We start from the raw sequence: 14969 nt of genomic DNA, 5'->3' as shown, positions 1-14969 counted from the left end.
GGCGCCGCCCGTTGATTCCCCCCCCCCCCGGCGCGGTCGGGGGGCCCGGCCCGTCCCCCCCGCGCCAAACCCCCACGACTCCTGAAGGGTTCGTGACCTCCGTCACCGTGGCAGTATGGCGGGCGTGGAGCAGAAAACCGTGCGCGAGACCGTGGTGACCAACTGGACCGACGAGGTGCTGCCGAGCCTGTCAGGGCTGGTGGAGATCCCCGCGCTGTCACCGGCGTTCGACGCGGCGTGGCCGTCCAGCGGCAAGTTGATGGCAGCCATCGAGCACGTCCGCGGCTGGATCGCCTCGCGGAACCTGCCGGGCGCGCAGCTGGAGGTCGTCCAGCTCGACGGCCGCACGCCGGTGCTGATCGTCGACGTCCCCGCCACCGCCGGCGCCGAGGACAAGGGCACCGTGCTCCTTTATGGACACCTCGACAAGCAGCCACCGGTCGGCGGCTGGTCCGAGGGCCTGGACCCGTGGAAGCCGGTGATCCGCGACGGCAGGCTCTACGGCCGCGGCGCGGTCGACGACGGCTACTCGGGTTACGCGGCGACAACGGCCTTGGAGGCCGTGCACGCCGGCGGCGGCTCGCACGCGCGTTCGGTGATCCTGCTCGAGACCGCCGAAGAGTCCGGCAGCCCTGACCTGCCCGCGTACATGGAGCACCTGAGCGAGCGGCTCGGCCGGGTGTCGCTTGTGGTCTGCCTCGACGCTGGCGGCACCGACTACGACCGGCTGTGGCTGACCACCGCGCTGCGCGGCATGCTCCACGTTTCGGTCACCGTGCGCGTGCTCGATTCCGCGCAGCACTCCGGCATGGCGAGCGGTGTCGTGCCGAGCTCGTTCCGGATCCTGCGCCAGTTGCTCGACCGCATCGAGGACTCCGCGACCGGCGAGATCAAGCTCGCCGAGCTGAGCGTCGAGGTCCCGGCGAACCGGCTCGCCGAGGCCGAGAACCTCGCCGCGATCGCGCCCGGCCGGATCAAGACGATCTTCCCTCTGGTCAAGGGCATGAGCCCGGTCGTCGACGACGACCTGGAGCTGATCCTCAACAACACCTGGCGGCCGACGCTGTCGATCATCGGCGCCTCCGGCATGCCGGAGCCAGCCGACGCGGGCAACGTCCTGCGCGACGCGACGACGTTGACCCTGAGCTTCCGCCTCCCGCCGACGGCCGACGCCGCGGCCGGCATGGAGGTGCTCAAGAAGGTCCTCACCGAGGACGTGCCGTACGGCGCGCAGGTCACGCTCGAAGACGTCCAGGCCGAGAACGGCTGGAACGCGCCCGCCGAGGCACCGTGGCTGACCAAGGCGCTGGAGCAGGTGAGCGACCAGGTCTTCGGACAGCCGCACGGCAGTGCGGGCATGGGCGGCTCGATCCCGTTCATGGGCCTGCTGGGCGACCTCTACCCGGACGCCCAGTTCCTGGTCACCGGTGCGTGCGGGCCCGACTCGAACATCCACGTCCCCGACGAGTGGCTGAACATCGAATTCGCCAAGCAGGTCACCGAAGCCGTGGCGTACCTGCTCGACGCGCACGCTCAGGGATAACCCTGAACTTGCAGAGAAACCTTTGCACAGTTTTCTCTGCACGCGCTAGCTTGGCTTGGTGACCGGACCTCCGCGACCAGAAGAGATCACCGACCCCGGTGTGCTCAAGGCGATGACGCACCCGTTGCGCCGTCGCATCCTCGATGAGCTCGCGGCCGGTCCGGCCACCGCCACCACGCTCGCCAAAGCACTCGGCGAGAACACCGGCGCGACCAGTTATCACCTCCGCGAGCTGGAACGCTTCGGCTTCATCGAAGACGTGCCAGAGCTCGCCAAGGGCAAGCAACGCTGGTGGCGCAGCAAACCGCGGGATCTTCGCTGGGCGCCGCGCAGCAAGCAGAGCGCGGAGATGCGTGCTCTTTTCGAGGAGACGTATCAGCGCGCGTTCGTCGAAGACCTCGACGAGATGGCCGCTTTCCACGCCCAGCGTGAGTCCATGGGCGAATGGGCCGATCATTTTCTCTTTTCGCGGGGCGGGGTCCGCCTGACACCCGACGAACTCGTGCGGTTCTGGGAGGAATACCTCGAACTGCTCAAGAAGTTCTGGCGACCCGATGACGAGATCCCGCCGGAAGCGCGGGACATCGTCGTCCGCTGGGTCGCTTTTCCCAAGCCGGACAGGGAGGAATAGCACCACGGTTCTCGCCGGGCGGCCACCTGGCGGGAAACCGCAGCACGTCTTCACGGTACGAACCTCACATAGAAGGGGGAGCACTGTGCTGCTCCGAAAAAGTCTCGCCTTGACTGTCGCATTAGGACTCTTGGGTGCCGTTCCGGCGACCGCGAGCCCGGCGCCGACGGTCATTCGCTACACCGAATACGGAATTCCGCACATCGTCGCGAAGGATTACGAAAGCCTTGGCTACGGCCAGGGTTACGCGGCGGCCCGCGACAACATCTGCGCCATCGAGGAGACGGCGTTGAGCACGAGTGCTCAGCGTTCTGCCTGGTACGGCGCGGACGCGGCGCCCATCGGCGGCCTGACGAGGGCGTCGACCAACCTCGCAAGTGACCTCTACTTCCAGCACCTCAACGACAGCAAGGTCGTCGAAAGCCTGCTGTCCCAAGTGGATCGCGATGTCCGCGACGCTGTTCGCGGTTATGCCAATGGTGTCAACAAGCTGCTCGGCGAAGGCCGGATCACCGACCCGGCCTGCAAGACCGCGGGCTGGCTGCGGCCGCTCACCGAGATCGACATCTACCGTCACCAGTACGCGATCTCGGTCGCGTTCGGGCAAGGCGGCGAGGTCGACGCGATCACCAGCGCACAGCCGGGTTCGGCCGCCGCGGCGAAGGCGGTCGACCCCGAGTTCACCATCGGCAGCAACGCGATCGCACTGGGGAGCGCGGCGACCGCGAACGGCCGCGGCGTCTCGCTCGCCAACCCGCATCTGCCCTGGCAGGCCACGTCACTGCGGATGTGGCAGGCACACCTGACCATCCCAGGGAAGTTCAACGTCAGCGGCGCGGGCACGGCAGGCCAGCCATTCCTGTGGATGGGCCATAATGAAACCGCCGCGTGGAGCGGCACCGCGACCGACGCGACCAGGACGTTCACCCTGTTCCAGCTCAAGCTCGCGTCTCCGACCTCGTACCTGGTCGACGGCAAGATCGAGCAGATGCGCCGCGACGACGTGACCGTCTCGGTGCGTCAGGCGGACGGCTCGCTCAAGCCGGTCACGAAGCCGCAGTGGTCGTCGCGGTACGGCCCGGTCACGTCGTGGAAGAACGGCGTCGCGTACGCGTTCGCCGACGCCAACGCGCAGAACCTGAGGCTTACCAACACCTTGGCCGCGTTGGCCAAGGCGAAGACGGCGGACACGATGATCGCCGCTACCCGCGAGACCCAGGGCTTGCCGTGGATGAACATCCTCGCCACCGACGACCACGGCGGGCTCGGCTACACGCAGACCCACTCGGTCCCGAACGTCACGGACGCCAAAGCCGCGCGGTGCAACACTTCGCCGACCTTCCAGCGTGACGGTCTCGCCGTGCTCGACGGTTCCCGCTCGGAATGCGCGTGGGGCACCGATCGGGATGCCTTGCGGCCTGGCGTTTTCGGCCCGTCGAACCTGCCGGTGCTCAAGCGTGACGACTACTTCGAGAACTCCAACGACAGCTACTGGATCATGAACCCGGCGCAGCCGCTCACCGGCTTCGCCCGCATCGTCGGCCCGGTCGAGACCGAGCGCAAGGCCCGCACCCGCGACGGCTTCACCGAGATCGCCGACCAGCTGGCCAAGTCGAAGTTCACCGCCCAGTCGATACGCGACCTCATGTTCTCCAACCGCGACTACATCGGCGAGCAGGTCGTCGACGACACGGTCCGGATGTGCCGTGAACTCGCACTCGGCAAAGCCTGCGACGCACTCGCCGTCTGGGACAAGCGCAACGACGTCGACAGCCGTGGCGTGCTGCTGTTCGATCGATTCTGGGACCGGGCGACCGACAGCGCCGACATCTGGAAGGTCCCATTCGACCCCAAGGACCCGATCAACACCCCGAACACACTCGACACGGCGAACCCCAAGGTCAGGCAGGCACTGGCCGACGCGGCCGCCGAGCTGACCGCGGGCGGCATCCCGCTGGACGCGAAATGGGGCGACACCCAGTACGTCACCCGCAATGGCAAGCGCATCCCGATCAGCGGCGGCACGGCCAGGCTCGGCGTCTTCAACTCGATCGGCGGCGCCTGGGACCCGAAGCGCGGCTACACCGAGATGGTGCATGGCGCGACCTACCTGCACGTGGTGGCGTTCACCGGTCCCGGCCGCCCGGACGCGACCACCGTGCTGGCGTACTCGCAGTCGGCGGACCCGACGTCTCCTCACTACAGCGACCAAACCGAGCTGTACTCGAAGAAGCAGTGGGTCAAGGAACGCTTCAGTGAGCGTGACATCGCGGCTTGCACGATCGAGCTGAAGATCCTGCGTTGAGCGCCTGGGTGCCGGGCGGCCACCCGGCACCCAGGCAGTGCGGAAGTCGCAACACCACGCCTCACGGCGCGTCTTCACGGTACGAACCTCCACTGAGGAGCGTACCCAGGCCAAGGACTCGTGAGTGGTATGGCCGGTTCTAACCGGCCATACCACTCACGAGCCGTTCTAGGCCAAGCGCGTCAGGCTCACCGAAACGTCCAGGCTGGACGTGCCGCCGCCCGTGAAAATTCCCTTCAGCGGCGCGACATCCGCGTAGTCACGCCCATAGGCGACCCAGACGTGCCGCGGCCCCACCGGGATCGCGTTCGTCGGGTCGTGCGCCCACCAGCCGCCGGTCCACACGTCGACCCAGGCATGGCTCTCGCCCTGCACGGTCTCGCCGAGCTTCGCCTCCGGTTTCGTGTGCAGGTACCCGGACACGTACCTCGCGGGCACCCCGATCGCCCGGAGCATCACGAGCGTGACGTGCGCGTAGTCCTGGCAGACGCCCTCTTTCGCTTTCCAGGCGTCGGTCGCCGTGCTGTGCACGCCCGTTGTGCCCGGCTGGTACTTCAGCTGGGAGTGCACCCAGTTGGACACCGCGAGCACGGCGTCCGCCGGATCGTTGCCCTTGCGCAGATCCCTTGCCACAGAAGCGAGTTCGCGGTCCTGGGGCGTGTAGTCGGTCGGCGTGAGGTACTCGGTCCGGTGGTCGATGACGTTCTCCGACCGCAGGTCCTTCCAGGTCGCCGTGCGGATCGGCTCGGCCTCGTCCGCCGTCTCGACGACCGAGGTGCCGAGCACGGTGAACTGCGTGTGCGGTGCGTGCAGGTCGAAGGAGGTGACGACCGTTCCCCAGTAGTCCGTGTACCGGTACGCACGGGTCGCGGGCGTCGTCTCGATCCTGGTGGCGACCGTGTTCTGCCGCCGGTCGGAGCGCGGGGTGAGCCGCGCCTCGTTGTACGACTGCATCGCGGGGGTCTCGTAGTGGTAGCCCGTTTTGTGGACCACCCGTACCTGCCAGCTCACAGTGAAACCTCCGCGCCGCTCCAGGCCACCCACGGTGCGGAGTGGAAGTACTGCACCGAAACGGCCTCGCCGACGTCTTTTATCGTGGTCTGCAGTGAGGCGAGCCGTTTCGGCAGGTCCTCAAGCAGGTCGGACGGCTTGAGGAACTCGAGCTCGCTGCGTGCCCTGCCGAGCAGCCGCAGCGCCTCGGACTTCTCGTGCGTGCGGCTCTGCGTGCCGGAGTCGAGCTCGTCGAGGCACTCCTCCGCCTGCCGCAGCGCGTGGAACACCGAGCGCGGGAAAAGCGTGTCCCGCAACAGGAACTGCACGACCCGGCCCGCGTCGAGCGCGCCCCGGTACGTGCGCAGGTAGGTGTCCTGCGCGCCTGCCGACCGGAGCACGGTGACCCAGCCTGGCGAGGACGCGCGGTCCTGCACTCGCGAAAGCAGCAGCCGCACGACCATGTCCGCGCGTTCGACGGACCGGCCGAGGACCATGAACCGCCAGCCGTCGTCACGGCTCATGGTGGAGTCGGCGAGCCCGGCGAACATCGCGGCGCGTTCCTCCACAAAGGACAGGAACGAGTGCGGACCGGCACGCCTGGCGTAGCGCTGCCGGTCGGGCACCGCGTTCCAGGTGGCGTTGAGGCATTCCCACAGCTCGGTCGAGACCACCTCGCGCGCGCCACGCGTGTTCTCGCGCGCGGAGTTGATCGAGCCCACGATCGACGCCGGGTTGTCCTTGGCGTACGCGACGAGTTCGGTCAGCTTCCACACATCGAGCGAGTCGGTTCCGTCGGTCTGGATTCCGAGTACCGCGAGTAGCTGGCGGCTGGCGTGGTCGGGGTCGACACTCGCGTCTTCGAGCAGCTGGTGCACCGAGACGTTGAGGATGCGGGAGGTGTCGTCGGCTCGTTCGACATACCGTCCGATCCAGTACAGCGATTCCGCGTTACGTGCTAGCACAAACCCGCCTCCTTACTGCTGTTGCTGCTGCTGTTGTTGGGAACTGGTCAACTCGGGGCCTTGCTCGGCCGCCAGCCCGTCGACGGCCGAAGCGCCGAGCGCGGGCTGTTCCAGTTCACGTTCCGCTGTCGACGTCCGCGCCGCGAGCACCCAGGTGTCCTTCGAGCCACCGCCCTGCGACGAGTTGACGACCAGGCTGCCCTCCGGCAGCGCGACCCTGGTCAGGCCGCCGGGCAGCACGAAGATCTCCTTGCCGTCGTTGACCGCGAACGGGCGCAGGTCGACGTGCCGCGGCGCCAGCCGGTCGTCCACTTTGGACGGCACAGTCGACAGCTGCACCACCGGCTGCGCGATCCAGCCACGCCGGTACGCCTTGACCTTGCGCCGGATCGTGGCCAGCTCGCTCGGCGACGCGTCAGGCCCGAACACGATCCCGTACCCGCCGGAGCCTTCGACCGGCTTGATCACCAGCTCTTCGAGATGCTCCATCACGTAGTCGAACTCATCGGGCAGCCAGCACCGGTAGGTGTCCACATTGGGCAGCAGCGGCTTCTCGTTGAGGTAGTACTTCACCATCTCGGGCACATAGGTGTAGACGAGCTTGTCGTCGCCGACCCCGTTGCCGACCGCGTTGGCGATGACAACGTTGCCTGCCCGCGCCGCGTTGAGGATGCCAGCGACGCCGAGCACCGAGTCCGGCCGGAAATGGACCGGGTCGAGGAACTCGTCGTCGATGCGCCGGTAGATGACGTCGACCGGCCGCTCGCCCTCGGTGGTCCGCAGGTAGACGACGTTGTCACGGCAGAACATGTCGCGGCCTTCGACCAGTTCGACGCCCATCAGCCGCGCCAGCAGCGAGTGCTCGAAGTAGGCCGAGTTGGCCACACCCGGCGTCAGCACGACGACCATCGGGTCGGCGACGTTCGGCGCGGCCGCCGCACGCAGCGCGCGCAGCAGGTGTGACGCGTAGTCGCCGACCGGGCGCACCCGGTGCTGCACGAACAGATCGGGGAACACCCGCGCCATCGTGCGGCGGTTCTCCATCACGTACGACACGCCCGACGGGTTGCGGAGATTGTCCTCCAGCACCCGGAACGTGCCCTCCTCGTCGCGCACCAGGTCGACGCCGGACACGTGGATGCGCACGCCGTTGGGCGGGTTGATGCCGAACGCCTCGCGGTGGAAGTGCTCACAGGACGTGATCAGCCGCCGCGGCAGCACGCCGTCACGCAGGATCTGCCGGTCGCCGTGGATGTCGGCGAGGAACGCCTCGAGCGCGCGTACCCGCTGAGTGACACCCCGTTCGATCTTCGTCCACTCGGCCGTCGTGATCACCCGTGGCACCAGGTCGAGCGGGAACGGCCGTTCCTGCCCGCTCAGTGAGAACGTGATCCCCTGATCGACCATCGCGCGGTCGATCGCCGTCGAGCGGGCGGACAGATCGCTCGCGTCGAGGCCGGAGATCGACTCGTAAAGCGAGCGGTACGGGGTCCGCACGGTGCCGTCCGGCGCGAACATCTCGTCGAACGCGCCGGCATGTGGCCGATCCGGCGCTAAGTAGCCGTCGAACTGGGCGCCGGGATGACCGTTGCGCCGCGATCGCGCCGGTCGGGCCCGGCGTCCCCCTGGCGGCAGCCGAGGCGTCGTGTTGTTCATGGTTATCTCTACCTCACCCGGCCGGGTCGACGCGACACCCTGAGTTGCCAAAGGTCCCGGCTGAAACTGGCCCGTAACGTCGAGGTGCTGTGCTGTCCGTCCGATGAGTGGCAGTATGCGTGCTCTCGGCTGGTGAGAACTACTAGGAGTGACACTGTGGCGCGTCCAACCCATCTGAAAGCGTTCGCCCTGCTTCCGGCGTTTGCACTTGTCGGTTTGAGCGTGGCGTGTGGCGCAGGCGGATCCGGAGCGGGCGATGCGCCCAAGAGCAGCGCACCCGCTGGCAGCAGTGCCGCGGCTGACGCCGGCACCGTGACCAAGGACGACAAGCTCGCCGCGCTGGTCCCGGACGACATCAAGAAGGACGGCAAGATCCTGGTCGGCCAGGACCAGAGCTACCCGCCCAACGAGTTCGTCGACGACAAGGGCGTGGTCACCGGGTTCGACGTCGACTTCGGCACCGCCATCGCGAAGAAGCTCGGCCTCGACATCACGTTCGAGAACTCGGCCTTCGACGGCATCATCCCGGGTATCGGCGCCGGCAAGTACGAACTGGCGCTGTCCTCGTTCAGCATCAACCCGAAGCGGCTCGAGACGGTCGACATGGTCTCGTACTACAAGGCGGGCACCTCGCTGGCCGTGCTGAAGGGCAACCCGGACAAGCTCAACCTCGACGACCTCTGCGGCAAGAAGATCGCCGTGCAGAAGGGCACCGTCCAGGTCGACGACATCGAAGCGCGCTCGAAGAAGTGCACCGAGGCAGGCAAGCCCGCGATCGAGTCCAGCCAGCTGCAGGCCCAGACCGACGTGAACCTGGCGCTGACCTCGAAGAAGGTTCAGGGTGAACTGGCCGACTCCCCGGTCATCGACTACGCGGCCAAGCAGACCAACGGTCAGCTCGAAGCACTGGGCGCGCCTTATGACACCGCGCCGTACGGCGTTGTGCTCAAGAAGGCCAACGGCGACTACGCCAAGGCGGTCCAGGGTGCGATCCAGGCGCTGATCGACGACGGCACCTACAAGAAGATCCTCGACAAGTGGGGCCTGTCCCAGGCTGGCGCCATCACCAAGTCGGAGATCAACCCGGCCTCCTGAGCCTGACGTAAGGACGAATTTCCAGTGGTAAGCACGTCAGGGGCGGCGGGGGTTTCCGACCCGCCGCCTTCAGATGCCGAGCCCATCAAGGCCATCCCGGTCCGGCACTACGGCCGGTGGGTCTCCGGGGTGATCATCGCGTTCGTGGCGTTCATCGTCATCAGGAGCGTGGTCACCAACTCGAACCTGAACTGGCCGATCGTCGGCGAGTACCTGTTCAACGACCGGATTCTGCGCGGTCTGCAGAACACCCTGCTGCTGACGGTGATCTCGATGATCATCGGCATCGTCGGCGGTGTCCTGCTGGCTGTGATGCGACTGTCGCCGAACCCGCTGACCTCCGGCGCGGCCGCGGTCTACATCTGGCTGTTCCGCGGCACGCCGCTGATCACCCAGCTGCTGGTGTGGAACTACCTCGCGTTCGCGTACCCGCGGCTCGGGCTGGGGATCCCGTTCGGACCCGAGTTCGTCAGCTGGGACACCAACCAGCTGATGACGCAGTTCTCCGCGTCGCTGCTCGGACTCGGGCTGAACGAGGCCGCGTACATGGCCGAGATCGTCCGCGGCGGCATCCAGTCGGTCGACGGCGGCCAGCTGGAAGCGGCGAGCGCGCTCGGGATGAAGCGCACCACGACCTTGCGGCGGATCATCCTGCCGCAGGCCATGCGCGTGATCATCCCGCCGACCGGCAACGAGACCATCGCGATGCTCAAGACCACGTCGCTGGTCGTGGTCATCGGGTACTTCGAGCTGATGGTGGCGGCACAGACCATCTACGCGCAGAACTTCCAGACCGTGCCACTGCTGATCACGGCCGCGATCTGGTACCTGTTCCTGACCTCGATCTTGACGGTGATCCAGGTGTTCATCGAGCGGCACTACGCGAAGGGGACCTCGCGGATGGTCGACAACAAACAGCGATGGGCCACGCGGATGCTCGGGTTCCGGCTCGGTTCCGCGGGCAAGGGTGGTGCCGCGTGACCCCGGTCGTTTCGGCACAAAAGATCTGCAAGAGCTTCGGCAGGCTCGAAGTCCTCAAAGGCATCGACCTCGAGGTCCAGGCGCGCGAGGTGCTCTGCCTGGTCGGGCCGTCCGGCTCAGGCAAGTCGACGCTTCTCCGCTGTATCAACCACTTGGAGAAGATCGACGCCGGCCGCCTGTACGTCGACGGCGTGCTCGTCGGCTACAAGCAGCGCGGCGACAAGCTCCACGAGCTGCGCGAGAACGAGGTCGCAGAGCAGCGCAAGGACATCGGCATGGTGTTCCAGCGCTTCAACCTCTTCCCGCACATGACGGCGCTGGAGAACGTCACCGAGGCGCCCATCCAGGTGCGCAAGGAGCCGAAGGTCAGGGCACGCCAGCGCGCGATGGAACTGCTCGACCGGGTCGGCCTCGCCGACAAGGCGAAGAACTACCCGGCCCAGCTTTCCGGTGGTCAGCAGCAGCGCGTCGCCATCGCGCGGGCACTGGCCATGGAGCCGAAGCTGATGCTCTTCGACGAGCCGACGTCCGCATTGGACCCGGAGCTCGTCGGCGACGTGCTGGCGGTCATGCGCCAGCTGGCCAAGGACGGCATGACCATGGTCGTGGTCACGCACGAGATGCAGTTCGCCAAGGAGGTCGCCGACACGGTGGTCTTCATGGACGGCGGGGTCGCCGTCGAAACCGGGCCCGCGGCCCAGGTCATCGGCAATCCGCAGCACGAGCGCACCAAGGCCTTCCTGGCCCGTGTGCTCAACCCGAACGAAAACTGACGCGGGCTTCGGGAAAAGCGGGACCCCTCCCGCTTTTCCCGGATAGCCTGGCGACGTGCTGACGGACAACGGGTTGCCGCCGCTCGACCCCTTCGCAGGCGTACCCGACCGCCGCTACGAGGTGCGGGCGACCGATCTGCTCAAGCCGTTCGTCGAGCCGGGCAACGGCGGCATCCTCCGGTGGCGCAAGCAGACCACCAACGCCCCGATCGTCCAGGTCGAGGACGCCTACATCACCGGCATCCTGGACCTGCGTGCCGCCGATCTCGAGTACCTCTTCCGCTTCGAACGCTGCCGCTTCGAGCATCCGCCGGACGTCCGCGAGGCGACGCTGCTCGGGCTGGTCTTCCGCAAGTGCTGGCTGCCCGGCCTCAAGGCGCGCAACCTGCGCAGCCGCAACGACGTGCGCCTGATCCGCAGCCGCGTCGAGGTCGACCGCGACGACCGTGAGATCGAGGAGACCACGGTCCAGCGCGGCGACGACCGCGAGCGCGGCATGCCCAACGCGGCGGTCAACTTCACCGACGCCGTCATCGAGGGCTCGATGGTGCTCACCCGCACCGAGATCTCCCATCAGCACGGCAAGGCGATCCAGGCCGACCGGCTCACCATCAACGGCGCGCTGCTCGCGTATCGGATGGTCGCGAACGGCGAAGTCCGCGTACCCGGCATGAAGACCGGCGGTAACGTCAACTTCTCCGGCGCCTCGCTGAACAACCCCGACGGCTTCGCGCTCAACGCCAACGGGGTGCAGATCGGCGGGAGCCTGCTCTGCGAGGTCGACAACTACGGGCCCGCGGCGCAGCGCAAACGCTTCTCCTGCAACGGGATCCTGTACCTGCCGAGCGCGCGGGTCGGCAGTGACATCGTGTTGCGCGAGGCCAAGCTCGGCGTCAACCAGTACGGTCCGATCGTGGTCGACCAGTGGAAGTCGAACGACCCGTACCTCGATCCCCGGCCTGCGCTCGTCGCGGACCGCCTGCGTGTCGACGGCAACCTCGAACTCAGCGACGGCCTGCAGGCGCTCGGCACACTCCGGATGGTCAACGCGCACATCGGCGGCTCGCTGCGGCTGGCGAACGCCGAGGTCAAGGTCGCGCGCGGCAAGCGCGTGCCGTACTACGACCGCGCGATCCACCTCGACGGCAGCCAGATCAACGGCGACATCGAGGCGACCAGCCTGCGGGTGCCCGTCGGCCAGGTCCGGCTCTCCGATGTCACGGTCGGCGGCAGTGTGCTGGCCTGGAACTCGATGTTCCTGCACCCGGAGCGTGACGCGTTCGCCGCGCGCCGCACCAAGGTCGCCGGCAACTTCAACCTGACCGACGCGACCATCCAGGGCACACTGCGCCTGCAGGGCACCGAGGTCGGCGGCTCGATCAACCTCTACGGCACCAGCGTCACGCAGCCTGGTGTCCGCCCGACGACGAGTTACTCGGTCGACGTCCGCACCGCGCGCGTCGGCCGTGACTTGGTGCTCACCGAGAACAAGGACCGGCCGTTCATCGCTGAGGGTGGCGTGAACATGGACGGCTGCGCGGTCGCCAGGCGCGTCGACCTGCGCGGCGCCGAGATCGGCTCACTCAGCCGCGACGGCATCGCGGTCGACGCCTCCGACGTGCGCGCCGACGAGTTCGTGCTCACCCCGGCGACCCCGCCCGCCGGCCGGTTCCTGCTGCGCCGCGCGCATTGCGGCACCTTGGGCGACAACGAGAACTTCTGGGCCTCGACCGGTGGCATCGAGCTCGACGACTTCCGCTACGACGCGCTCAAGGTCTCCCCGAAGGTCGACGACGACGCCGCGCTGGACCGCCGCATCCACCTGCTGCGCCACGCACTCGACGGCTATCGCCCCGGCCCGTACGACCAGCTGTCCGCGACACTGCGTGCGAGCGGAAACGAAGAGCACGCCTCGACGGTCTCGCTTAAGAAGCAGCAGTTCCGTTATGAGGCGCTGGCCAGTGGTTTCAAGATCTTCGGCCCTGGCGTGAAGCTGTGGAGCTGGCTGCAGCGCTCGATGGTCGGCTATGGCTATCGCCCGGTGCGCGCGCTCGGCTGGCTGCTGACGATCCTCGCGATCGGCAGCCTGTGGTTCGGCCTCGGCACGGACAATTGCGTCCAGGCGCCGAAGGACACCTATTCGGTCTCCGGCCCGCGATGTGCGATCAACCGTGATGACACGGGCCTCGAATGGAACCCGGTCTGGTACACCGCCGACCTGATCGTGCCGATCGTCGATTTCGGCAACAAGTCCCGCTGGTACATGCACGGCGCCGACAAATGGGTCGCCGCGGGCATCACGGCGATGGGCTGGATATTGGCGACCACGATCGCGGCCGGTGTCAGCCGGATGCTCAGACGCAACAACTGAATGGGGCGCGAGAGAACCCCGCGCCCCATTCACGTCTCGACTAGACGATGCCGCAGCTGAAGTTCACCTGGCCGGTGAAGGTGCCCATCGTCTGCACTCGGATCTTCGGGTTGGCGAGGTTGTTGCCCCACGGCCGCGTGATGCCGATGTGCGGGGTGTTGTTCGTCAGCGGGATGGACTTGAACCACTGTGCGCGGTTCGCGCCGTCGAAGTAGAGTACCTCGAGCGCGATGGCGTCACCCTGTACCTTTGTGACGTCGTAATAGATGTTCGCGCCGTTGAACCCGATCACGCTGGTCGAGCTCTTCAGTTCCTGGGCGAACCCGAACGGAATCACTCCGCCGCCACCGCAGCCCATCATGTTGACCTCGGTCCAGTGACTTTCGGCGGCGTTCGCCTGTCCGGCGCCCAGCGCCAGCATGCACACCGCGGAAAGCAAAAGTAGAAATCGTTTCACCGTTTAACCCCGATCCTGGTTTTCTCTTGGCCAAGATTGACAGTGGCAGGAGTGATAGTTGGCGTAAAGCCATTTCAGGCAGACTTGAAAAGTGCATACTGTCGGTATGCCAGAACCGAGTGCTACCGGCCGGATCGAGATCAAGGCCGCCCCCGAAAGCGTCTACGAGCTGGTCAGCGACCCGGCGGCGCTCGCCTCGCTCGCCGAGGAGTACACGGGTCACCGCTGGCTCGGCGGCGCGTCGAAGCCCGCCGTCGGCGTCCGCTTTCGCGGCAGCAACCGCCGGGGCTTCCGCCGCTGGAGCACACTCAGCACGATCACGGACGCGTCCGTGGAGCGCTTCGCCTTCGACGTCACCTCGTTCGGCCTCCCGGTCGCGCGCTGGCAGTACGACATCGAGCCGGTCGCCGACGGTTGCGTGGTCACCGAAAGCACCTGGGACCATCGCCCGGCCTGGTGGCGCTACCTGACCTCGCTCGCCACCGGCGTCTGGCGACGCGACGAGCAGAACCACGCCAACATCGAGACCACCCTCGGCCGCCTCAAAGCCGAAGCCGAGCGCTGACGTCCCGACTCCCCAGGTACGCGTGTCGTCCGTCCAGGTACGCGTGCCGTCCATCTGAGTACACCTAAGACCTCACAGAAGCCCCGTAACGGACAAGATCGACCCAGCGATGACAGGTCTGACACATCAACTGGGGAAAGACCTTTCATCATGCGTATCTTGCTGCCCACTGCCATCCTGACCTGCGCCTTGGCGCTCTCAGCCTGCTCCGCCGAGCAGCCCCCGCCCGCTCCGCAGCCCTCACCCACCCCGTCGAGTTCCGCCGCGCCGGTGACCTCGGCTCCCGAGCCGACGCCCACCCCCGAGCCGACCCCGTCGCCGACCAAGACCACGACGGCCAAGCCCAAGCCGGCCAAGCGCACCGAGACCGAAGCCGAGCGCATCACCCGCGAGGCCAAGGAACGCCAGGAGCGCCAGGTCAAGGAGACCCCGCTTCCCCCACCGCCCGGTGCCACCGAGCCCCACTACCCGGGAGGCGAAGGCTGACCCGAACTTGGCTCAGCCGGCCTGGATGACGTGAACGCCCCTTTCACAACGCTCAACCTGGATCCACCGGTTGTTTTCTGGTGATCGTTTTCGTGGTTGCTGATCTTGTGGTGGTTGTGCGGGCAGGGGAATGTGGCCGGCGTTGCATCCG

General features: G+C 67.1%; 13 protein-coding genes. 9 read left to right on the top strand and 4 right to left on the bottom strand.

Annotated features, from left to right (window positions below; all coding sequences use genetic code 11):
• Nucleotides 1-124: 124 nt before the first annotated feature.
• The 3 genes from ACFV15_RS01305 (at nt 125) to ACFV15_RS01295 (ending at nt 4479) form a co-directional block, all read left to right on the top strand.
• Complete coding sequence (locus ACFV15_RS01305; RefSeq protein ID WP_378348127.1) at nt 125-1543, top strand: M20/M25/M40 family metallo-hydrolase; 1419 nt, start codon at nt 125-127, stop codon at nt 1541-1543.
• A 58-nt stretch (nt 1544-1601) separates the two neighbouring features.
• On the top strand, nt 1602-2174 hold the full coding sequence (locus tag ACFV15_RS01300) for an ArsR/SmtB family transcription factor (protein WP_378348126.1): 573 nt from the start codon (nt 1602-1604) through the stop codon (nt 2172-2174).
• Between the two features lie 109 nt (nt 2175-2283).
• Entirely contained in the window at nt 2284-4479 is a 2196-nt protein-coding gene (locus ACFV15_RS01295) for a penicillin acylase family protein (protein WP_378348125.1), read from the top strand.
• 168 nt (nt 4480-4647) lie between these two features.
• Here ACFV15_RS01295 and ACFV15_RS01290 read toward each other — a convergent pair whose 3' ends face one another.
• Genes ACFV15_RS01290 through ACFV15_RS01280 form a run of 3 tightly spaced genes read right to left on the bottom strand, consistent with a single transcriptional unit; the run spans nt 4648 to nt 8090 of the window.
• Nucleotides 4648-5490 (bottom strand): transglutaminase domain-containing protein, encoded by an 843-nt coding sequence (locus tag ACFV15_RS01290; protein WP_378348124.1) that lies wholly within the window; start codon nt 5488-5490, stop codon nt 4648-4650.
• A complete protein-coding gene (locus ACFV15_RS01285) occupies nt 5487-6434 on the bottom strand; it encodes an alpha-E domain-containing protein (RefSeq protein ID WP_378348123.1) in 948 nt (315 codons plus the stop codon). Before ACFV15_RS01285 ends, ACFV15_RS01290 begins: the two co-directional genes overlap by 4 nt.
• A 12-nt stretch (nt 6435-6446) precedes the next feature.
• Nucleotides 6447-8090, bottom strand: coding sequence for a circularly permuted type 2 ATP-grasp protein (locus tag ACFV15_RS01280; protein ID WP_378348122.1), 1644 nt, complete (start codon nt 8088-8090; stop codon nt 6447-6449).
• Nucleotides 8091-8246: 156 nt separating this feature from the next.
• On the opposite strand from ACFV15_RS01280, the gene ACFV15_RS01275 reads away from it, so the two are divergent.
• From ACFV15_RS01275 to ACFV15_RS01260, 4 genes are read left to right on the top strand one after another with little or no spacing between them, the layout of a single operon-like run.
• Nucleotides 8247-9185: an ABC transporter substrate-binding protein gene (locus ACFV15_RS01275; protein WP_378348121.1), complete on the top strand. Its 939-nt coding sequence runs from the start codon at nt 8247-8249 to the stop codon at nt 9183-9185.
• 24 nt (nt 9186-9209) lie between these two features.
• On the top strand, nt 9210-10166 hold the full coding sequence (locus tag ACFV15_RS01270; RefSeq protein ID WP_378348120.1) for an amino acid ABC transporter permease: 957 nt from the start codon (nt 9210-9212) through the stop codon (nt 10164-10166).
• Complete coding sequence (locus ACFV15_RS01265) at nt 10163-10939, top strand: amino acid ABC transporter ATP-binding protein (RefSeq protein ID WP_378348119.1); 777 nt, start codon at nt 10163-10165, stop codon at nt 10937-10939. The genes ACFV15_RS01270 and ACFV15_RS01265 overlap by 4 nt, the downstream gene beginning before the upstream one ends.
• A gap of 55 nt (nt 10940-10994) precedes the next feature.
• A complete protein-coding gene (locus tag ACFV15_RS01260; protein ID WP_378348118.1) occupies nt 10995-13310 on the top strand; it encodes an oxidoreductase in 2316 nt (771 codons plus the stop codon).
• Nucleotides 13311-13350: 40 nt separating this feature from the next.
• On the opposite strand, the gene ACFV15_RS01255 is transcribed toward ACFV15_RS01260, so the two are convergent.
• The gene (locus tag ACFV15_RS01255) at nt 13351-13767 is read right to left on the bottom strand and encodes a hypothetical protein (RefSeq protein ID WP_378348117.1); all 417 of its coding nucleotides are present in this window, start codon (nt 13765-13767) and stop codon (nt 13351-13353) included.
• Nucleotides 13768-13873: 106 nt separating this feature from the next.
• Here ACFV15_RS01255 and ACFV15_RS01250 point away from each other — a divergent pair, with 106 nt between their 5' ends.
• Both ACFV15_RS01250 and ACFV15_RS01245 read left to right on the top strand, forming a co-directional pair.
• Nucleotides 13874-14332 (top strand): SRPBCC family protein, encoded by a 459-nt coding sequence (locus ACFV15_RS01250; RefSeq protein WP_378348116.1) that lies wholly within the window; start codon nt 13874-13876, stop codon nt 14330-14332.
• A gap of 150 nt (nt 14333-14482) precedes the next feature.
• Entirely contained in the window at nt 14483-14818 is a 336-nt protein-coding gene (locus ACFV15_RS01245; RefSeq protein WP_378348115.1) for a hypothetical protein, read from the top strand.
• Nucleotides 14819-14969 lie beyond the last annotated feature (151 nt).

This window comes from Amycolatopsis sp. NPDC059657, from assembly GCF_042734395.1.
Lineage (GTDB): Bacteria > Actinomycetota > Actinomycetes > Mycobacteriales > Pseudonocardiaceae > Amycolatopsis.
This window is presented reverse-complemented; position numbering and strand designations above follow the sequence as displayed.